Origin of the sequence: Solwaraspora sp. WMMD792 (genome assembly GCF_029626105.1) — a bacterium.
GTDB lineage: Bacteria > Actinomycetota > Actinomycetes > Mycobacteriales > Micromonosporaceae > Micromonospora_E.
Window position 1 is genome coordinate 6383813 of the sequence record NZ_JARUBH010000009.1, and the last position, 19999, is coordinate 6403811.

Genomic DNA, 19999 nt, shown 5'->3' on the forward strand with positions numbered 1-19999 from the left:
CGTGTCCAACGATCCGATCGTCCACGGTGACGTCGCCGACGGCTTCGGCCGGGTCGCCGACGTGTTCCGGGACAACTTCGCCACCCGGGGCGAGGTCGGCGCCGGCCTGGCCGTCTACGTCGACGGACGCCCGGTCGTCGACCTGTACGGCGGGCTCGCCGATCCGCGTACCGGACGGGTCTGGCAGCAGGACACCCCGGCGGTGGTGTTCTCCTGCACCAAGGGCATCCTGGCGGTCTGCGCCTACCTGCTGGTGCAGTCCGGCCGGCTGGACCTGGCCGCCCCGGTCACCCGCTACTGGCCCGGGTTCGGTCGCAACGGCAAGGCCGACATCGTGGTCCGCGACCTGCTCACCCACCGGGCCGGCCTGCCGGCGCTGGACCGTGACCTGACCCGCGAGCAGGTGCTGGCCTGGGATCCGGTGATCGCCGCGATCGAGGAGCAGACCCCACTGTGGCAGCCGGGTACGGCGTACACGTACCACGCGTTGACCTACGGCTGGCTGGTCGGCGAGGTGATCCGGCGGGTCACCGGCGTACCGGTGGGGGAGTTCTTCCGCGACACCCTGGCCGGGCCGCTCGGCCTGCGGACCTGGATCGGGCTGCCGGCCGCCGAGCGGGACAGCGTGGCCTGGACGCTGGCCCCGCCGGACAACCCGGTCAGCTACCCGGACCGGGTCAGCGAGCGGTCGCTGACCATGGGTGGCGCGTTCGACTTCCCGGCGGACGCCGCCGGCCTGGTCAGCTTCAACGACCCGGCCGTCCAGGCGGCCGAGGTTCCCGGAGCCGGCGGGGTGAGCTCCGCCGCCGGCCTGGCCCGGCTGTACGCCGCCTGCGTCGCGCCGGTGGCCGGACCCCCGCTGCTGACCACCGCCTCGGTGGACGACGCGGTGGTGGTGCGCTCGCAGGGCCGGCAGCGGTACGGCGGCCCGGACGCCGGGCAGCGCTGGGGGACCGGCTTCCTGCTCGGGTCGCCCCGAATCCGCCCGATGCTCGGCGACCGCAGCTTCGGTCACGACGGGGCGGGCGGGCATCTGGGCTTCGCCGACGACCGCTACCGGGTCGGGTTCGGGTACGTGCTGAACCAGATGGGGCCGGCGGACGACGACCGGGCCAACCGGCTGACCGCCGCGTTGCGGGACTGCCTGGACTGAGGCTCCGACCGGTCATTCCCGTCGGGCTCGGAGCGGGTATCCCCCGTCCCACCAGCAACAACTATATGTCCAGCCGATTTCTGGCACGTGTCTTGACATGGCCTGATCATCGCGAGCATGCTCAGCTAAATCAGTTTAGCGTCGATCTACTCGCCCAGCTTGACTGCCGGTCCCCCGCTTGTGACCCCCACCCGCAGGCCTGGCTGGGCACACGCGCTCGCGCGGGAAGGAAGGACGCATGACCCTCCGCAAGAAGGCGGTTGCCCTGCTCGCCGTAGCCGCGGTGCTGAGCACCGCCGGGGCGGCGAACGCTCAGGGTGGCAACGGCGGCGGCATCACCACCGGCATCCAGAGCATCACCCCGATCACCGAGGTCTACACGTACGGCCAGCGGGTCTCCGCGGTGGCGGTCGAGTACGGCGAGATCGTCAACCCCGACTCGATCGACCCGAGCACCTACACCGTGTCGGACACCGTGTACAACTTCCGGTTCAACCCGATCGAGGACCTGACCAAGATGGCCGACCGGACCATCACCAACGTCTACACCAACAGCCGGGCGCACACCCGGTTCGACCAGCGGTCGGTCACCGGACGCTACGTGATCATCGAACTCGACCCGGCCGACGTGGGCGGCTGGACCGTGATCGTCTCGAAGTGCCCGACCTTCCTGTGCACGGTCAAGGTCAACCCGGATCTGCCGACCACGCTGACCCAGCGCAAGCGGATCCACGCCAAGCCGGGCAACGGCAACGGTCTGGGGCCGGTGCTCGCACCGGGCACCCCGCACCGGGTCCGGGCGATGACCGAGGAGCCGGTGAACCTGCTGGTCGACGAGTTCGCCTATGACTCGTACCTGAGCGGCGGCATGGTGCTGCCGTACCACTACCACCTGCCGAAGAACTACGACCCGGCCAAGCGGTATCCGCTGATGGTCGTGCTGCCCGGCCACGGGATGGGCTTCGACGGGGACAACACCGGGGTACAGATCGCGGCGGACATTCCCGCGGTGGCCTGGCTGGAGCGTAAGTGGACCGGCAGCGACGAGGACGTGATCGTGCTCGCCCCGCAGAACCAGCGGGTCGGTGCGGCGGCCGAGGCCGCGCTGCTGATCAAGCTGATCGACCAGTTCGTCGACGAGTACAGCGTCGACCCCACCCGGATCTACACCACCACGGTCTCCTACGGATCACAGCTGGCCTGGGCGGCGTTCGAGCAGCGGCCGGATCTGTTCGCCGCCGGTCTGATCACCGGTGGGTTCCAGATCAACGAGGAGCAGGCCGCCGCGGTGGCCGAGGCGGAGATGCCGGTGTACGTCACCCACGGCGTCAACGACCACCTGCTGAACATCTCGCTGGGACGCAACTCCCGCGACGCGCTGCAGGCGGCGCACGCGGCGCAGGGCAAGAGCGAGCAGGAGATCGCCGACCTGGTGCGCTACACCGAGTACGAGAACGACGCGTTCTCGCTGCCCGACTACCATGCCGCCTACGGTCCGACGTACGAGGACCGCAGCATGCTGAAGTGGCTGCTCAGCCAGCGCAACGACAGCGCCTCCTGAGCCGACGGACCCGGATCCAAGCAACCGGGTCCGGGTCAGCCTGACTACCGCCCGACCGTGAGCCCGTCGGAGGATCGCCGGATCCTCCGACGGGCTCACGCGTGTCTCCGGTCGCCAGCCCTGGCTCCGCGGTCCGGCAACCTCTCGAAACGATTCGAGTCAATGTTGTTATCGTAAACAAGCAGCGGCTGGCTGAAACTGCTCGGCGGGTCGATGGGCAGTGAGGGTACAGCAGCTTTCCCAGTTGCATCGTTACAATGCGCCCGAGACAGATCTAGTTCTCTCGATGTATTGAAGGTGTTAGCGATAACACCTATGCTCCTGCTGTGGGGCGCGGGGCACGTCCCACCTGCTTCCACCGGCCTTGTCGGGAGTCGGCCGGGTGTGGTGGCCGGCAGCGTTCCCGCCTTCCGAGCCGGGCCTCGGGCGCCGGGCGTTGCGGGCCGGGCGAGTCCACCTCGGTGAAGCGTCCCCGGGCCACGCCGTGCGACGCGGCTGTCCGGCGGTGCCGGTGCCTGCTGGCGTCGGCCACGGTGCCCAGCCCGCACCGTGGCCGACGCCGCCATCCCAACTTTGCGATTCCGCTGAACCTTGCTGCCTGGGTACCCGGCGCCGTCGGCGCCCATCCCGGAAAGGAACTCCAGTGCGACAAACAGCTGTCAAACGAGCAGCGCTGCTCGCGGCGGCCGGTGGCCTGGTCGCCTCGGCGGCGACCGTGGTCCTGCCCGCAACCGCTGCCGCAGCAGCCGGGTGCTCAGTGGACTACGCCGTGTCGTCCCAGTGGCCCGGCGGATTCGGCGCCAACGTCACCGTCACCAATCTCGGTGATCCGATCGACGGCTGGACCCTCACCTGGTCGTACACCGCTGGACAACAGGTCACGCAGGCGTGGAACACGTCGTTGACCCAGAGTGGGGCACAGGTGACCGCGCGCAATGTCAGCTGGAACAGTGCGATCGCGACGAACGGCACCGCCTCGTTCGGGTTCAACGGCTCCTGGAACAACAGCAGCAACCCGACGCCCGGCTCGTTCACCCTCAACGGAACGGTCTGCACCGGAGGCGTGACCGACCCGACCACCGCTCCGCCCACCACCGTCCCGCCCACGACGGCTCCGCCGACCACCGCCCCGCCCACCACGGCTCCGCCGACGACACCGCCGCCGTCGGGGGATTACACGAATCCGGTGGTGTGGCAGGACTTCGCGGATGTGGAGGTGATCCGGGTCGATGACACGTACTACATGACGGCGTCGACGATGCATTATTCGCCGGGTGCGCCGATTCTGCGGTCGTACGATCTGGTGAACTGGGAGTTCGCGGGGCATGCGGTGCCGAGGTTGGAGTTCGGGTCGAAGTATGACCTGTCGGGGGCGCAGCGGGGGTATGTGCGGGGGATCTGGGCGTCGACGTTGAACTACCGGCGGAGTAACGGGACGTACTACTGGGCGGGTTGTATCGATTTCAGTCAGACGCACATGTTCACGTCGCGGTCGGTGGAGGGGCCGTGGACGAAGCATGCGACGTTGCCGTGTTATTACGACGCGGGGTTGTTGTTCGACGATGATGACACGCCGTATGTGGCGTACGGTAACGGGACGATCAGTGTGGCGCAGTTGTCGGCGGATGGTCGGTCGCAGGTGCGGGCGCAGCAGGTGTTCCAGACGCCGTCGAGTGTGGGGACCTTGGAGGGTGCCCGGTTCTACAAGCGGAACGGTAGCTATTACATCTGGTTGACGCGGCCGGCGAACGGTCAGTATGTGTTGCGGTCGACGAACGGGCCGTTCGGGCCGTACGAGATGCGGCAGGTGTTGTTGGATCTGCCGGGGCCGATCTCGGGTGGTGGGGTGCCGCATCAGGGTGGTCTGGTGCAGACGCAGAACGGTGACTGGTACTACATGGCGTTCGTGGACGCGTATCCGGGTGGGCGGATGCCGGCGTTGGCGCCGATCAGTTGGACGGGTGACGGTTGGCCGCAGTTGCGGACGGTGAACGGTCGGTGGGGGGTGAACTACCCGGTGCCGAATCTGCCGGCGCCGCCGCGGGTGGTGAAGCCGTTGACCGGGGTGGACACGTTCGCGGGGACGGCGTTGGGGCCGCAGTGGGAGTGGAACCACAACCCGGACAATTCGCGGTGGTCGGTGAACGACGGGTTGCGGTTGTCCACCGCGACGGTGACGAATGACCTCTACAGTGCGCGGAACACGTTGACGCATCGGATTCAGGGGCCGACGTCGACGGCGACGGTGGAGTTGGATTATTCGTCGATGCGGGATGGTGACCGGTCGGGGTTGGTGATGTTGCGGCAGTCGTCGGCGTGGGTCGGGGTGCGTCGGGACAATGGTTCGACCCGGGTGGTGATGACGAACGGGTTGACGATGGACAGTAACTGGAACACGACGGGGACCGGGACTGAGGTGGCGAGTGCGCCGGTGTCGGGTGGTCGGGTCTGGTTGCGGGCGAATGCCGATATTCGGCCGGGTGCGGGGCGGCAGGCGCGGTTCTCGTACAGCACGGACGGGGTGAACTTCACGTCGTTCGGGCCGGCGTTCACGTTGAACAATGAGTGGCAGTTCTTCATGGGTTACCGGTTCGGGATATTCAATTATGCGACGCAGGCACTCGGCGGCGCCGTCACCGTCCGACGGTTCGAGCTCACGACGCCATGAGCGCCAGTCGCGACTTTAGGAGAGGAAAGGGAATGAGAAGACCCAGGAGTGTGCGCACCATGGTCGCGATCTCCGCGACGATCGCACTGTCCACCGGGATGGCGGTGGCGGTGGCCACCTCAGCCAGTGCGGCGTCGACGTTGGGTGCCGCCGCCGCCGAGAGCGGCCGCTACTTCGGCGCCGCCACGAACTCGTTCATGCTGAACCGCCAACCCCACGCCACCGTCCTCAACCGCGAGTTCAACTCCATCGTGGCCGAGAACGAAATGAAGTGGTACCACACCGAACCCAACCAGAACCAGTTCAACTTCACCGCCGGCGACCAACTCATCGCCCACGCCCGCGCCCGCGGCATGACCGTCCGCGGCCACACCCTCGTCTGGCACGCCCAACAACCCACCTGGGCCCAGAACATGTCCGGCACCGCCCTACGCAACGCCATGATCAACCACATCAACCGCGTCGCCGGCCACTGGCGCGGCCAGATCCACTCCTGGGACGTCGTCAACGAAGCCTTCGCCGACGGCGGCAGCGGCGCCCGCCGCGACTCCAACCTCCAACGCACCGGCAACGACTGGATCGAAGTCGCCTTCCGCACCGCCCGCGCCGCCGACCCCAACGCCAAACTCTGCTACAACGACTACAACACCGACGGCATCAACGCCAAGTCCACCGCCATCTACAACATGGTCCGCGACTTCAGATCCCGCGGCGTCCCCATCGACTGCGTCGGCCTGCAGTCCCACCTCGGCACCAGCCTCGACCCCACCTACCAGCAGAACATCCAACGCTTCGCCGACCTCGGCGTCGACGTCCAGATCACCGAACTCGACATCCAACAGGGCGGAAACCAGGCCAACATGTACGGCCAGGTCACCCGCGCCTGCCTCGCCGTCGCCCGCTGCACCGGCATCACCGTCTGGGGCGTCCTCGACCCCGACTCCTGGCGCACCGGCGCCAACCCACTGCTGTTCGACGGCAACGGCAACAAGAAACCCGCCTACGACGCCGTACTCAACGCCCTCAACGCCGGCGGCAACCCCACGCCGCCGACCACCGCGCCGCCGCCGACGACCACCCCGCCGCCGGCAACCACTCCGCCACCGTCCGGCGGCGGATGCTCGGCCACCGTCTCAATGAACTCCTGGAACGGCGGGTTCGTGGCCACCGTCCGGGTCACCGCCGGATCGTCGTCGATCAACGGTTGGCGGGTCCGGCTCACCGTGCCGTCCGGAGCCAGCGTCACCAACGCGTGGAACGCCGACCGCAGCGGCAACACCGGTGCCGTCGACTTCACCAACGTCAGCTACAACGGCCAGGTCGGTGCCGGGCAGTCCACCGAGTTCGGTTTCCAGGCCAGCGGAAACGGTTCGATTCCGACGCCCAGCTGCACTGCCGGCTGAGCAGCTCTGGGCCGGTGCGGAGGCCGTCCTCTCCGCACCGGCCCGGCCGCACCAGTTTCCTCCCGGCAGGCTTCCGGGCCGGCCCAATGCCTTTGACCGGCCGTGAGATTCCAACGCGTTCGACCGTCCATGAGATCAGGGGAAGTAGATGAAGAGATGGAGAACCAACGCCGCCTTGGCGTCGGTCGGTGCTGTTCTGTTCGCCTCGGCTGCGGTGGCGGCTGCGGCGCCAGCCGCCGCAGCCGCCGGATGCTCGGTGAATTACGCGGTGTCGTCGCAGTGGCCGGGTGGGTTCGGCGCCAACGTCGCCATCACCAACCTCGGTGACCCACTTACCAGCTGGACGCTCACCTGGTCGTTCGGCTCAGGCCAGACCGTGACCCAGGCGTGGAACACGACGCTGACCCAGAGTGGTGCCACGGTGACCGCCAGAAACGTCAGTTACAACGGTGCCATCCCGACCAACGGCACGACCTCGTTCGGCTTCAACGGCTCGTGGAACGGCAGCAACCCCGCTCCCACCAGCTTCGCGTTGAACGGAGTGGCCTGCACCGGCGGTACCGCGCCGACGACGGCGCCTCCGACCACCGCGCCTCCGACGACGGCGCCTCCGACCACCGCACCTCCGACCACGCCGCCTCCGACCGGGCCGGCCGACATCACGGTGAACAGCGCCACCCGCTACCAGACGGTCGACGGCTTCGGCGCCGCCACCTGGATCTGGGGCAGCGGCACGTGGTCGACCGCCGAAACCCAGACCATGGTCGGGCTCGGGCCCAACCAGTTGGGCCTTTCGATCATCCGGACCGGGATTTCCCCGGAGTCCGGTGAGTGGCCGGTCCAGGTCAACGCGCTGCGTACGGCGAAGTCGTACGGCTCCGACGTGAAGATCCTTGCGTCACCGTGGACCGCGCCGGCGGCATGGAAGACCAACAACAGCCGGATCAACGGCGGCAAGCTGCGGACCGACTACTACGACGACTACGCCAACCATCTGAACAGCTACGTCCAGTACATGCGCAACCAGGGCGTGACGGTCGACGTCACCTCGGTGCAGAACGAGCCGGACTGGCACCCGAGCTACGACTCGATGGACTGGAGCGGTACCGAACTGCGCAACTTCGTCCGCGACCACGGGTGGCGGGTGCAGAACACCGAGCTGATGGTCGCCGAAGCGGTCAACCTGAACTACAGCTACACCGATCCGACCCTCAACGACGCGACCGCCCGCAACAACATCGGCTACATCGGCGGGCACCTGTACGGCACCGAGGCGTCGGGCCGGCTGGGGCCGTACAACCTGGCCAACCAGCACGGCAAGCCGGTATGGATGACCGAGTGGAACCTCCACGAGGCGGACGGAAGCGGTTCGAACATCTGGGGCAACCCGAGCAACCAGACCGTCTGGAACGAAACGCTAGACGACATCATGCGTACGGTGCACCGGTCGATGGAGGCCAACTGGACCGCCTACATCTGGTGGTACGGCAAGCGGTACTACTCCTTCATCGGCGACGGCGAGTCGGCCTTCGGCACCACGGCGGGAGTGCCGCTCAAGCGCGGGTACGCGTTTTCGCAGTACGCCAAGTACGTCCGTCCCGGTTACCAGCGGGTCGCCCTGACCAAGAGCTCCAAGGCGTCGCCGCTGGAGGTGACCGCCTACACCGGTGACGGGAAGACCACCCTGGTGATCCTCAACCGGTCGAACAGCGCGGTCAACGGTGCGGTCGTCCAGGCCCCGCAGAACGTCACGCGGGCGGAGCACTACCTCACCTCGCAGTACTCCAGCGCGGCCAGCCAGTCGGTGACGGTGAACGGCCAGCAGGTCACCGTCAACGTGGGCGCACGCAGCATCTCCACCGTCGTGCTCACCCACTGAGGGCAGCGGGCGCCGGTGCGGGTCCCCGCCCGCACCGGCACCCCGACCCCGACGGTGCCGGCCGGTGCCGGGCACGTCGGCCGGCACCGGACACGTCGGCCGGTGCCGGTTACTGTCCGATCCGGCCCCGACCTGCCAGTCTGGAGACAGCGAAGGGCAGCGATCGGGCCGGGAGGCGGTCATGGCGGTCAACGACAGTGCGGATCGACCAGGGCCGGCCGACCGGGGCTACCCGGCGTCGGTATCGCGGGCCACGTTGTTCTGGTACGCGTTCGCGTCGACCCTGCTCGTCGGCTGGTTTCTGTTCGGCTGGCTGGTGCTGCGTCAGGGCTTCGTCGACTCGGTGGGTGAGGCACTCGGCACCGGATTCGCGCTGCTGCTCACGGTGTCGGTGATCGAGGCGGCCCGCCGGCACCGGCACGACGGCCGGCCCACGGGCTGACGCTCCCGGGCGTACCGACCGGGCCGACCGGGGCCGCCGCGCGGTCCGGGCCGACCGCCGTGGCAGGCCGCAGTGCGGTCAGTCAGTCGTGCACCACCGCGGCGGTCACCCGCTGCAACGCGAAGGTGTGCAGCGTCTCGGTCCGCTCGTCCTCGGCCCGCAGGTAACCCGCGCCGATCGACACCGGACGGACCAGCCGGGACGCGGCGGCACCGTGCGCGTCCACGTAGCCCACCCAGACCAGCGCCTTGTCCCGTACCGCCTGCTGCAGCACGGCCAGCGCCTGCGAGTGCGCCTGCACCGCCGCCAGCCCGTCGACCGCCTGCCCGGTCGCCGCCCGGACCGGACCGGGTGCGCGCCGTACCGCACGGGCCGCCGCCTCACCCCGGCGGAGCTGCTCGACCAGACCGCTGATCCGGGGGGCGGTCAGCTTCGGCGCGGCCAGCGGATCGACCGACCGCAACGTCACCGGATGCCGCACCGGTGCCCGTCGGGCCCGGGGCCGGCCAGTGCGCAGCGCGGCCCCGGTGCCGTCCTCCGGCACCGGGGCGTAGCCGGCCTGCCGCAGCGCCTCCAGCATCCGGCCAGCGGGCACCACGCTGACCAGCACCGTCGGCGCCAGCCGACGCAGCGACAGGGCAGCCAGCCGGCGGTCCGCCAGCACCGTGGCCAGCAACGCCTCGTCGTCGCTGCGCAGATAGCCGCCGGCCGATCCGGCGCGCAACCCACCATGGGTACGCGCTGAGTCGTCGATCAGGTAGGTGAGGCCCTGCGGCACCGGGGTGCGGGACCGCCGGGCGAACAACTCATGCAGCTCGGCCGCCTGGTAGCCGGCGTCCAACGCCCGGCGCACACTCGCCGGCGTGACCCGGTGCACACTGGCCGCCCCGGTCGACTCCGGCTCGGCGACCAGCTCCAACTCGGCAGCCAGGGCCGGCTCGGGTGGACCGGGCACCACCACGGTCAGGTCGGCCTGCACCAGAACGTGGTCCACCGGGGACGGCAGCAGGTCGTCCAGCGCGCGTTCCACCGTCGACGCCGCACCTCGGTGCTCCCGTTCGGTGGCCCGTACGCCGAGCGGATCGTCGTCGGCCGCGATGTCCCGAGCGTCCCGGCCCTCGCCGGCGAGCAGCGAGCGGCCGTACCCGGTCAACACGCCCAGCCCGGTGACGCCCAGTTGAGCCGCCTCGTCGAGGACCTCGCGGTGCAGCTCGTCGCGGCCCCGGCTGCGCCGCGGCGCCTGCCAGGCGAGCAGCGTGAGCACTTCGTCGGCGGTCGGCGCGGCCCCCGGCGGCAGCGCGGCCAGCACCCCGAGCACGGTACGGCGTACCGTCGGCGCGCCGGCCCGCTCCACGTCGGTCGACAACGCGGTGATCGGCCGGTCCCGGTCGTCCCGGCGGCCGATCAACCCGGCCCGCCGGGTCATCGCCAGCCACGCCCCGGCCAGCCGCTCCCACCGCCGGGCCACCGGTTCGTTGATCCACTGGTCGTAGTTGCCGGTCGGCAGGATCTGCTGGTCGACGGCGGTGCGGCTGGCCGAGGTGGGCAGTTCGGCGGCACCGAGCAGCCCGGCGGCGTACCCGATCTCGATCAGCAGCCCGGCCAGCGACTCGCTGACCCCACCGACGCGGGCCAGCCGGCGCAGCTCCCGCACCCCGATCCCGCCGGTACGCAGCAGCGGCGCCGGCTCGGCGGCCAACGCCTCCAGCAGCGCGCCGGCCAGCCGGACCAGCTCCATCGCCTGCCCGGCACCGGTCGAGTCAACCGCCTTCGGATCGCGTTCGGCGGAACCGGCGGCAGGCGGGTCGGGGCGCAGCGCGCCGAGCGGCCCGGTGTCCCGGCGCAGCAACAGCCCGACCTCGCGGGGCAATTCCACGGCCTGGCTGCCGGCCGTCGCCGGCTCGTCGGTGACCACCGCCAGCAGGCCGGCCTCGACCAGCCAGCGGACCGGGCTCACCCCGTCGCCTGGACCCAGGGCGGCCGGGGCAGCAGCGGCCGGGGCGGTAGCGGCCGGGGCAGCGGCGGCCGGGGCGGTAGCGGCCGAGGCCTCGCGGGCCTGGGCGCCGGCGGCCGGGCCGCCGGCGGCGGTAGTCACCGTGCCGAGCGGCGGACCGGCGGCGAGCCGGTCGAGCACCGCCCGCGCCGATGGCGGGGCGCTGAGCAGCGTCCGGCGCAACGCGGCCGGATCGGCGCACCGTCGCGCCACCCGGTCGCCCAGGTCGGCGGCGGGCCGGCCCAGCCCCGCCGGGTACGGCGAACTCGCCTCGTCCACCCCGCCGGCCACCCGGAACCGCCCGGCCGACCCGTACAGCAGGCAACGGGCCAGCAGCCGGTCCACCGCCGCGCGGACCTGGGCCGCAGTCGCCCCGCTGCCCGGCGCGGTGGCCATCGCCAGCACCGCGTCCAGTCCGACGGTGGCGTCGGCGGTGTCGGCCGAACCGGCTCCGGCCGACGGCTCCCGGCACAGCCGCGCGGCGTCAAGGATCCGCAGAGTGAACTCGTCTAGGTCGTCGAGCGCGCGGGCAGCGGAGACCCGCGACTGGGCCCGGGCGGCCAGCGTGGCGATGTCGGTCGGCGCCGGCACCACCAGATCCGGACGCAGGCGCAGCAGGTCACCCAGCTCCGCGTCGGAGCGGGAACGTAGGTGGTCGGCGAGTGTGTTGGCCATGGTTGTTCCACGCTAGCCCGCCGGACGCCCCAGGTGGCCTCGGCCGTCCGGAGCAGATGCGCCGGCTCGGGAGTCGCCCGCATAGGCTCACCCTCCGGCCGCCACCCGACCGGCCACCCGCGCCGGCCGGATCCACCCGTCGTGGCGGGCGTGACGAAGGAAGGACACGCGCATGTCGCCGGTGGTCGGATTCGACCTGGACATGACATTGATCGACTCGCGGCCGGGGGTCGCCGCCACCTACCGGGCGTTGACCGAGCTCACCGGGGTGCAGGTGGACGCCGAGGTCGCGGTGTCCCGGCTCGGCCCGCCGCTGCGCCACGAGATCAGCCAGTGGTTTCCGGCCGACCAGGTCGATGCCGCGGTCGAGCAGTTCCGGTCGCTCTACCCCCGCTACGCGGTCGGTCCGACCCTGCCGATGCCCGGGGCGGTCGCCGCGCTCGAACTGGTCCGGGAGCGGGGTGGGCGGGTGGTGGTGGTCACCTCGAAGCTCGGCCGGCTGGCTCGCCTGCACCTGGACCACCTGAGGCTGCCGGCGGACGAGGTCGCCGGGGACCTGTTCGCCGAGGGCAAGGCGGTCGCCCTGCGCGAGTACGCCGTACAGCTGTATGTGGGTGACCATACGGCGGACATGGTGGCCGCGCGGACCGCCGGGATACCGGGTCTCGGGGTGGCCTCCGGCCCCTGTTCGGCGGCTGAGCTGCGGTCCACCGGAGCGGCTGCGGTGATCGACGACCTGACCGGATTCCCGGCGGCGGCCGACACACTGCTCCGGCTAGCCTGGTGAGGTCAATCCTGCGAGTGAAGTCGAGGTCAGTGGTGCCGACGGGTCGAGTGAAATGGTACGACGCGGGAAAGGGGTACGGATTCGTCACCAGTGACGAGGGTGGCGACGTGTTCCTGCCCAAGGGTGCGTTGCCGGCTGGCGTCACCGACCTCAAGTCCGGGCAACGGGTGGAGTTCGGGGTGGTGGACAGCCGGCGCGGCGCGCAGGCGCTCGGCGTACAGCTGCTGGAGGCCCCGCCGTCCGTCGCCGAGCTGCGTCGGCGACCGCCGGAGGAGCTGCACGGACTGGTCGAAGACATGATCAAGGTGCTGGAGGCCAAGGTCCAGCCGGACCTGCGGCGGGGCCGGTTCCCGGACCGCAAGACGGCGCAGACCGTGGCCCAGCTGGTGCACGCGGTCGCCCGCGAACTGGAGGTCTGACCTGCGGTCGCGGTCCCCGGACCGCAGTGGTCGGCTGTCTACCGCCGCCGTAGCTGGTCGTCGGGCGGTGGCGCGAGCAGCCCTGCCGTCGGTGGGGTGAGCCCGTGCGCCGCCGCCCGGTCCAGTAGCGCGGCGACCGCCGCATATCCGTCGGCACCGAGGTCGGCGGTGAATTCGTTGACGTACAGCCCGATGTGCCGGTCCACCACGTCCGGCTCCATCTCCTGGGCGTGGGCCAGCACGTAGTCCCGGGAGGCGCCTGGATCCGCCCAGGCCAGTCGGACCGACTCGCGTACCCAGCCGGTCGCCTGCGCCGGGTCGACGACGCCCCGTCGGGCCAGGATCGCGCCCAACGGGATCGGCAGCCCGGTGTCCGACTCCCACCACGCCCCGAGGTCGACCAGCGCGGTGAGCCCGTACCGCTGGTAGGTGAACCGTGCCTCGTGGATCACCAGGCCGGCGTCGTACCGGCCGGCGGCGACGCCGGGCATGATCTCGTGGAACGGCACGACCTCGATCCGGGCCGGCGGCCGACCTGCCGACCAGAGCCGGAACAGCAGGTACGCGGTGGTCCGCTCACCGGGTACGGCCACGGTCGCCCCGGTCAGGTCGCCGGCTGACCAGCGACCCTCCCCGGCCGTACCGCCGGCTGCGCCGCCGGTCAGCAGCAGCGGGCCGCAGCCCCGGCCCAACGCACCCCCGCAGGGCAGCAGGTGGTAGTCCGGCAGCAGCCAGGGCAACGCGGCGAAACTGACCTTGACCAGGTCGAACTCGCCACGTTCGGCGGCGGAGTTGGTGACGTCCACGTCGGCGTACCGGACGGTGACCGGCGGGGCGTCCGGCACCAGCCCGTGCACCAGGGCGTGGAAGACGAACGTGTCGTTGGGGCAGGGGGAGAAAGCCAGCCGCAGGGTCACGTCAGCCACGGTAGTCGGCACTCCGGCTGGTCAGCGCGCTGGCCGCCGTGGTCAGCGCGGCCAGCGCCGACGGGATCCGCCAGCCGGCCCGGTCGCGCGGGCCGACCGGGTTGGAGATGGTACGCAGCTCCGCGAAGGGCAGCCCGGCCAGCCCGGCGGCGCAGGCGACCCCGTACCCCTCCATGGCCTCGGCCACCGCGTCGGGGTAACGGCCGGTGAGCGTCCCTGCGGTCGTCGCGGTGCCGGTCACGGTGTTCACCGTCAGCACCGCGCCGGGTACGGCGTCCGGTAGCGCCGCCCGCAGCCAGCCGGTGAGCGCGTCGTCGGCGGGGGCGACCGCGGTGCCGAAGCCGAGTTCGTCGATCGTCAGGAACCCGTCCGGCGACTCGGCGCCGAGGTCGGCCGCGACGCTGCGGGTGGCGACGGCGGTCTGCCCGACGGCGATCCGGTCGGGGAATCCGCCGCCGATCCCCGCGCTGACCACCGCGTCGTACGGGCGTCCGCTGCTCGCCGCGAGTGCCAGCTGCCGGCTGGTCCCGGCGGCGGCGGCCGCCGAACCGACCCCGACCACCGCGACGTCGACCGCTCGGTCGGCTGCGTCGCCCGTCGTGCCGCCGTCCGCTGCCGTGCCGCTACCGGCTGTGCTGCTGCCCGGGGCGATTCCGCGCCGGAGGGCGACCGCCTCGGCCTCGACCGCGGTCACGATCAGAATCCGCACCTGCCGCACCCTACCCACCGCGCCTTCCTGGACCTACCGGTCGCCGGGCAGGGTCGTTGGCCGGCCACTCGTCACCGGCCCGTGGGTCGACGTCTTACCGGCCCGTGGGTCAGCGTCCGGCGTCCGGCCCGTGGGTCAGCTTCCGCTGTCCGGCCCGTCGGGTCGATCGTCCTCGGCCGCGCGGCGCAGCGTCGACGACGGGCGGTAGATGTGGAATCCGGGTGGCGTCGGATCGTCGTCGTCGGCTTGGCCGTCGGACCGGTCGTCGTCGCGGTGACCGGCGGGTGCGCCGGCGGCCGGGACGCCGACCGGCTCGGCACCGACCGGGCCGGTGCCGCCCTGCCCAGCGCCGACCGGTGCCGGCGGTGCCGGCGTCGGCGGGGCGGGTCGCGGACGTGGCCGGATCCGGGCCGGGACGATCGACCGGCGGGCGCGTGGCGGAACAACCGTGCCGCCGTCGTCGGGTGAGCCGGCGTCGGGCGTACCGGGGTCGGCGTCGCCTGATCCGGCGGTGCCGGGTTCGGGCGTCTCCGGGACGTCGTCGGCTGCGTCGACCGGTCGGCCGTTGAGCCGGTCCTTGCGCTGCCGGCCGGCGACGATCATCGCGCGGGCGGCGGCGAGTATGCCGAAGCCGGCCGCCGCGACGACACCGACCCGGCCGTCCACCGGAATCAGCCCGAACGCGCCACCTGCGACGAACGACAGCATCAGAATGGTCTCGGAGTGGGCGAATGCGCTGGCCCGCAGCCGTTCCGGCAGCCGCTCCTGGATGGTGGCGTCCACCGCGAGCTTCGCAATGCCGCTGATGATCGCGGTGACGAAACAGAACAGCGCCACCATCAGCAGCGAAAACTGCAGGGTGGCGAGTACGCCGACACCGGCCACGATCACCAGCCCGCTGGACTGCAGGGCGAGTGGGCGGTTGATCCGCATCCGGCTGCCGATCGCGGTGGCGGCGAAGCTGCCGGCGGCCAACGCCGCTCCGACCAACCCCAGCGCGCCCTCGTCGCCGAGCTGCTGGCTGAACACCACCGTGGACAGATCGCCCGCCTTGATCGCGAACGCGAGGAAGAGCAGCAGGAAGCCGTAGAGGCAACGTAACGTGCCGCTGCCGACCAGGGTGGCGATCACCAGCCGGCTCCCGGTGAGAATCCGCTGCCGGTCGGTGCCGCGCCGCAGACCGAACACCCGGAACGCGCGCGGCACCCGCTCGGCGGGCTCGGAGTCGGCCCGAGGCGGCAGCCGCAGCGCGATCACCATGCCGACCAGGAAGATCACCGACGCGACCCGCAGCGGCCACTGCGGCCCGAACCAGAACGCCGCCAGCCCCAGTGGTGCGACCAGCGCTCCGGCGATCGTGCCGTAGACGCTGGCCCGGGCCCCGGCCTGGGACAGCCCCAGCCCGGCCGGCAACAGCCGGGGCACGGCGGCGGAGCGGCCGACGCCGTACGCCCGGGACAGGGCGAGCACCCCGAACGCCGCCGGATACAGCCCGAACCCGTTCAGGTGGTCGGCGATCAACCAGGCCAGGAAGGCCCGGCCGAGCATGGTGGTGGCCAGCGCGTACCGCCGGCCGTGCCGGAAGTGGTCGAGCACCGGGCCGACCACCGGGGCCAGCAGCGCGAACGGGACCATCGTCACCAGCAGGTAGAGCGCCACGCTGCTGCGGGCCTCGCCGAGCGGCGCGCTGAAGAAGATGGTCCCGGCAAGCCCGATCGTGATCAGGGTATCCCCGGCGCAGGAGGCGGCGTGCAGGTCGAACAGGCGCGACATGCCCGGTTCACCGCCCGCCCCGCGGTGGCGTACCTGCAGAACCTTGTGTCCGGCCCAGCGACCGCTGTGCGCCGTGCCGCGCAGCACCGCGCGGGTGCCGCGGAAGGCGGTCCCGGCCGTGTGCCCGAGCGAGCGAAACAGCCCCATGCGCCCATCCTCACCTATCCGCAGCCGTCCCGTCTCGGGCTGTGCCGGTTTTCGCGGTCGCGGGCCCGGGTCGGCGGGGGAGTGCCTGCCGACAACGAGTCGTTGTCGGCGGGGGAGTGCCTGTCGGCGGTGCCGGCCGGTAGGCAACAATGGGACGGTGACCAGGAGCACCGCTCGTGCCGCCCGCCTCGACTCGGTCTGCGCCAAAGCCGTCGACGTGGCGTACGCCGCGCTGACCGACGCGGTGGATCCCGCCGAGGTCGGCGAGCACCTGCAGGCAGTCGCCGAAGGCGACCGGCTGGTGACCCACCTCTTCGACTGCCATCTTGCCGGGTACCAGGGCTGGCGGTGGGCGGTCACCGTGACCCGGGTCTCTCGCAGCCGGCAGGTGACCGTCTGTGAGACGGTGCTGCTGCCCGGCCCGGACGCGTTGCTGGCACCGGGTTGGCTGCCCTGGCACGACCGGCTGCAGCCCGGTGACCTGGGCGTCGGTGACCTGTTGCCGACCTCGTTCGACGACGACCGGCTCGCGCCCGGTTACCTGCAGTCGGACGACCCGGCCGTCGAGGAGGTCTCCTGGGAGCTCGGGCTCGGCCGGAGCCGGGTGATGTCTCGCGAGGGCCGCGCCGACACCGCGCAGCGCTGGTACGACGGCGAACACGGCCCGCAGGCACCGATCTCGGTCGCCGCGCCGGACACGGCCCGCTGCGGCGCCTGCGGGTTCTACCTGATGCTGGCTGGGGCGCTGCGGCAGGCGTTCGGGGTGTGCGGCAACGTGTACGCACCGGACGACGGCCGGGTGGTGAGCGTGGACCACGGCTGCGGCGCGCACTCGGAGACGCTGACCGGCCCGGCGGTGACCCCGGTGGACGAGTTGCCCACGGTCTACGACGACGGCGAGGTCGAGACGGTCACGATGCGTTCGGGTCCGGCGGGCGACTGACCTGGTCGGCGTGGCGCCGTCGCCGGTTGGCGTCGTGCCGCAGCATCACCGCGAGCCCGGGCAGCCCGAGCAGGAGACCGGCCAGGCAGGTCCAGAGCCAGTCGGTACGCCCGGTGTCGGCCAGCCAGTCTCGGGCGAGCAGGCAGACCAGCCCGGCGATGGCCCAGGCGATCATCCCGCCGACGGCGAACGGCACCATCGGTGGGTCCAGCGGCGCCGGTCGGGGTGCCCTCGGCAGCCGCACCGGGCCGGTCGGGGCGTCCGGCGGAGTCATCGGCGGCGAGTCGGGCACCCTACCAGGGTACGTCCCGGTTGATCGAGACCGCCGCGACGGGCCGGTCGACCCGGACGGCGGGCGGCCGGATCGGCGATGTCGCGGGACGTAACCGGATGGACCTCCACAGGTAACAGCTGATCTGAGACGATGCGCGCAACCCAGTCAACCTGATGATCAGCTGTGAGGACCCATGGCGACAGTGCCGGCAGAGACGACCGGGTCGACTCCGGACCGCAGCCCACGTAACGCGTTCGACCGGTTCTTCGAAATCACCGCCCGCGGCTCCACCCCCGGCCGGGAGGTACGCGGCGGGCTGGCCACCTTCTTCACGATGGCGTACATCGTGGTGCTCAACCCGTTGATCCTGGGTAGCGCGGTCGACGGCGAGGGCGCCGCGCTGGCGATCCCGGCGATCGCCGCCGCGACCGCCCTGATCGCCGGGTTGATGACGCTGCTGATGGGGGTGATCGCCCGGTTCCCGCTGGCGCTGGCCGCCGGTCTCGGGGTGAACGCCCTCGTCGCCTTCGAGATCGCCCCGCAGATGACCTGGGCCGACGCGATGGGCCTGGTGGTCATCGAGGGCGTGATCATCCTGGTCCTGGTGCTGACCGGGCTGCGTACCGCCGTCTTCCGGGCCGTGCCGACCCAGCTGAAGACCGCCATCGGGGTCGGCATCGGGCTGTTCCTCGCGTTGATCGGCTTCGTCAACGCAGGGTTCGTCACCGGTGGCACCGCCTCGCCGCCGCTCGGCCTGGGCGTCAACGGCATGATCGCCACCTGGCCGGCGTTCGTCTTCGTACTCGGCCTGCTGCTCACCCTGGTGCTGGTGGTCCGCAAGGTGCGCGGTGCGATCCTGATCGGCATCCTGGGCTCCACGGTGCTGGCCATCGTCGTCGAGGCGATCGGCGGGTTCGGGCCGGCCGGCGGCCCGGACGGCCAACCCGGCGGTTGGGCGTTGACCGTGCCGAGCCTGCCCGACCAGGTCTTCGGCATGCCCGACCTGTCGCTGCTCGGCAACTTCTCCGTGCTGGGCGCGTGGGACTCGGCGACCTGGCTGATCGCCCTGATGTTCGTCTTCACCCTGCTGCTGACCGACTTCTTCGACACGATGGGCACCATGGTCGCGGTCGGTCAGGAGGGCGGCCTGCTCGACGCCGAGGGGATGCCGCCGAGGACCAAGGAGATCCTGGTCGTCGACTCGATCGCGGCGGCGGCGGGCGGCATGGCGAGTACGTCGAGCAACACCTCGTACATCGAAAGCGCCGCCGGGGTGGCGGAGGGTGCCCGGACCGGAGCGGCGAACCTGGTCACCGGCGGGTTGTTCCTACTGGCCGTCTTCCTGTCCCCGCTGGTCGAGGTGGTGCCGTTCGAGGCGGCGTCGACCGCGCTGGTGGTGGTCGGCTTCCTGATGCTGACCGCGGTACGCACCATCGACTGGACCGACTACGAGATCGCCATCCCGGCGTTCCTCACCATCGTGCTGATGCCGTTCACCTACTCGATCTCCAACGGGATCGGCGCGGGGGTGATCACCTTCGTGCTGATCAAGCTGGTGAAGGGCCGCGCGGCGCAGGTGCATCCGCTGCTGTACGGGGTGGCCGCGCTGTTCACCCTCTACTTCCTGCGGCACCCGCTGGAGTTGCTGATCGGCTGAGCCGACCGCCTCGTCGCTTCGTCTGCCGGCACCGGCGGTACCCTGGTGCCGCCGGTGACGGTGGTCATAACGGCTGGTCGATCGGTGTGTTCGTTAGTTAGGCTAACGAACGTGACGGAGTGGGCGGTGATGGGAGAGCAGCAGGTCACGGCCGCGCAACTGGCGACGTCCCTGCGCGATGCCATCACCCGACTCAACCGGCGGGTCCGACGGGCCCGGCCGGTCGGCGATCTGACGGTCACCCAGCTGTCCGCGCTCACCAGCCTGGAGCTGGCCGGTGCGATGACGCCGCGGGAGCTGGCCGACATCGAGCGGGTCCAACCGCCGACGATGACCAGGATCGTCGCCAAGCTCGAGGAGCGCGGACTGGTGCAACGCACCCCGCACCCGACCGACGGCCGCCAGGTGATCCTGTCAGCCACCGAGTCAGGCCGCGAGGTGATCGCCGGGTTTGAGCGGATACGTGACGAGTGGCTCGCCACCCGGCTCGCCGCGCTGAGCCCTGCCGAACGGGACACGTTACGGCAGGCGGCGGAGATCCTGCAGCAGGTCGCCCGCGGCTGACGCGACAGTCGCCATCGGGTCCGCTT

The 19999-nt window shown here is 71.1% G+C and carries 16 protein-coding genes; 11 read left to right on the forward strand and 5 right to left on the reverse strand.

What is annotated here, in order from left to right; translation table 11 throughout:
- Position 1: 1 nt before the first annotated feature.
- The 6 genes from O7629_RS29735 (at position 2) to O7629_RS29760 (ending at position 9106) form a co-directional block, all read left to right on the forward strand.
- Positions 2 to 1153: a serine hydrolase domain-containing protein gene (locus O7629_RS29735; protein ID WP_278173434.1), complete on the forward strand. Its 1152-nt coding sequence runs from the start codon at positions 2 to 4 to the stop codon at positions 1151 to 1153.
- A gap of 238 nt (positions 1154 to 1391) precedes the next feature.
- A complete protein-coding gene (locus O7629_RS29740) occupies positions 1392 to 2714 on the forward strand; it encodes a hypothetical protein (protein WP_278173436.1) in 1323 nt (440 codons plus the stop codon).
- A gap of 643 nt (positions 2715 to 3357) precedes the next feature.
- On the forward strand, positions 3358 to 5382 hold the full coding sequence (locus O7629_RS29745; protein WP_278173438.1) for a family 43 glycosylhydrolase: 2025 nt from the start codon (positions 3358 to 3360) through the stop codon (positions 5380 to 5382).
- Positions 5383 to 5414: 32 nt separating this feature from the next.
- The gene (locus tag O7629_RS29750) at positions 5415 to 6785 is read left to right on the forward strand and encodes an endo-1,4-beta-xylanase (RefSeq protein ID WP_278173439.1); all 1371 of its coding nucleotides are present in this window, start codon (positions 5415 to 5417) and stop codon (positions 6783 to 6785) included.
- 148 nt (positions 6786 to 6933) lie between these two features.
- Complete coding sequence (locus O7629_RS29755) at positions 6934 to 8664, forward strand: cellulose binding domain-containing protein (RefSeq protein WP_278173440.1); 1731 nt, start codon at positions 6934 to 6936, stop codon at positions 8662 to 8664.
- 181 nt (positions 8665 to 8845) lie between these two features.
- Positions 8846 to 9106, forward strand: coding sequence for a hypothetical protein (locus O7629_RS29760; RefSeq protein ID WP_278173442.1), 261 nt, complete (start codon positions 8846 to 8848; stop codon positions 9104 to 9106).
- An 82-nt stretch (positions 9107 to 9188) separates the two neighbouring features.
- On the opposite strand, the gene O7629_RS29765 is transcribed toward O7629_RS29760, so the two are convergent.
- The gene (locus O7629_RS29765) at positions 9189 to 11774 is read right to left on the reverse strand and encodes a helicase-associated domain-containing protein (protein ID WP_278173443.1); all 2586 of its coding nucleotides are present in this window, start codon (positions 11772 to 11774) and stop codon (positions 9189 to 9191) included.
- 172 nt (positions 11775 to 11946) lie between these two features.
- Between O7629_RS29765 and O7629_RS29770 the strand changes: the two genes are divergently transcribed.
- Both O7629_RS29770 and O7629_RS29775 read left to right on the forward strand, forming a co-directional pair.
- Complete coding sequence (locus O7629_RS29770; RefSeq protein WP_278173444.1) at positions 11947 to 12561, forward strand: HAD hydrolase-like protein; 615 nt, start codon at positions 11947 to 11949, stop codon at positions 12559 to 12561.
- 32 nt (positions 12562 to 12593) lie between these two features.
- Positions 12594 to 12980 (forward strand): cold shock domain-containing protein, encoded by a 387-nt coding sequence (locus O7629_RS29775; protein WP_123607376.1) that lies wholly within the window; start codon positions 12594 to 12596, stop codon positions 12978 to 12980.
- Between the two features lie 38 nt (positions 12981 to 13018).
- On the opposite strand, the gene O7629_RS29780 is transcribed toward O7629_RS29775, so the two are convergent.
- The 3 genes from O7629_RS29780 to O7629_RS29790 all read right to left on the reverse strand — a co-directional run bounded on the left by O7629_RS29780 (position 13019) and on the right by O7629_RS29790 (position 16535).
- Positions 13019 to 13897, reverse strand: a complete 879-nt coding sequence (locus O7629_RS29780; RefSeq protein ID WP_278174725.1) for a 1,4-dihydroxy-6-naphthoate synthase — start codon at positions 13895 to 13897, stop codon at positions 13019 to 13021.
- Between the two features lies 1 nt (position 13898).
- Positions 13899 to 14615, reverse strand: a complete 717-nt coding sequence (locus tag O7629_RS29785) for a futalosine hydrolase (protein ID WP_278173447.1) — start codon at positions 14613 to 14615, stop codon at positions 13899 to 13901.
- Between the two features lie 135 nt (positions 14616 to 14750).
- On the reverse strand, positions 14751 to 16535 hold the full coding sequence (locus tag O7629_RS29790) for an MFS transporter (protein ID WP_278173449.1): 1785 nt from the start codon (positions 16533 to 16535) through the stop codon (positions 14751 to 14753).
- 85 nt (positions 16536 to 16620) lie between these two features.
- Between O7629_RS29790 and O7629_RS29795 the strand changes: the two genes are divergently transcribed.
- Positions 16621 to 17478, forward strand: coding sequence for a DUF3027 domain-containing protein (locus O7629_RS29795; RefSeq protein WP_278174726.1), 858 nt, complete (start codon positions 16621 to 16623; stop codon positions 17476 to 17478).
- Here the strand turns inward: O7629_RS29795 and O7629_RS29800 are convergent.
- Complete coding sequence (locus O7629_RS29800) at positions 17447 to 17752, reverse strand: DUF2530 domain-containing protein (RefSeq protein WP_278174727.1); 306 nt, start codon at positions 17750 to 17752, stop codon at positions 17447 to 17449. The two genes, O7629_RS29795 and O7629_RS29800, sit on opposite strands and share 32 nt — an antisense overlap.
- Before the next feature lie 193 nt (positions 17753 to 17945).
- On the opposite strand from O7629_RS29800, the gene O7629_RS29805 reads away from it, so the two are divergent.
- Together O7629_RS29805 and O7629_RS29810 are read left to right on the forward strand one after the other, a co-directional pair.
- Entirely contained in the window at positions 17946 to 19409 is a 1464-nt protein-coding gene (locus O7629_RS29805) for an NCS2 family permease (RefSeq protein ID WP_278173450.1), read from the forward strand.
- 129 nt (positions 19410 to 19538) lie between these two features.
- The gene (locus O7629_RS29810) at positions 19539 to 19973 is read left to right on the forward strand and encodes a MarR family transcriptional regulator (protein ID WP_278174729.1); all 435 of its coding nucleotides are present in this window, start codon (positions 19539 to 19541) and stop codon (positions 19971 to 19973) included.
- Positions 19974 to 19999 lie beyond the last annotated feature (26 nt).

Coding starts and splice junctions, on each gene's coding strand:
- O7629_RS29810 (WP_278174729.1), top strand. CDS start 19,539: ATGGGAGAGCAGCAGGTCACGGCCGCGCAACTGGCGACGTCCCTGCGC.
- O7629_RS29760 (WP_278173442.1), top strand. CDS start 8,846: ATGGCGGTCAACGACAGTGCGGATCGACCAGGGCCGGCCGACCGGGGC.
- O7629_RS29770 (WP_278173444.1), top strand. CDS start 11,947: ATGTCGCCGGTGGTCGGATTCGACCTGGACATGACATTGATCGACTCG.
- O7629_RS29790 (WP_278173449.1), bottom strand. CDS start 16,535: ATGGGGCTGTTTCGCTCGCTCGGGCACACGGCCGGGACCGCCTTCCGC.
- O7629_RS29765 (WP_278173443.1), bottom strand. CDS start 11,774: ATGGCCAACACACTCGCCGACCACCTACGTTCCCGCTCCGACGCGGAG.
- O7629_RS29800 (WP_278174727.1), bottom strand. CDS start 17,752: ATGACTCCGCCGGACGCCCCGACCGGCCCGGTGCGGCTGCCGAGGGCA.
- O7629_RS29740 (WP_278173436.1), top strand. CDS start 1,392: ATGACCCTCCGCAAGAAGGCGGTTGCCCTGCTCGCCGTAGCCGCGGTG.
- O7629_RS29755 (WP_278173440.1), top strand. CDS start 6,934: ATGAAGAGATGGAGAACCAACGCCGCCTTGGCGTCGGTCGGTGCTGTT.
- O7629_RS29750 (WP_278173439.1), top strand. CDS start 5,415: ATGAGAAGACCCAGGAGTGTGCGCACCATGGTCGCGATCTCCGCGACG.
- O7629_RS29805 (WP_278173450.1), top strand. CDS start 17,946: ATGGCGACAGTGCCGGCAGAGACGACCGGGTCGACTCCGGACCGCAGC.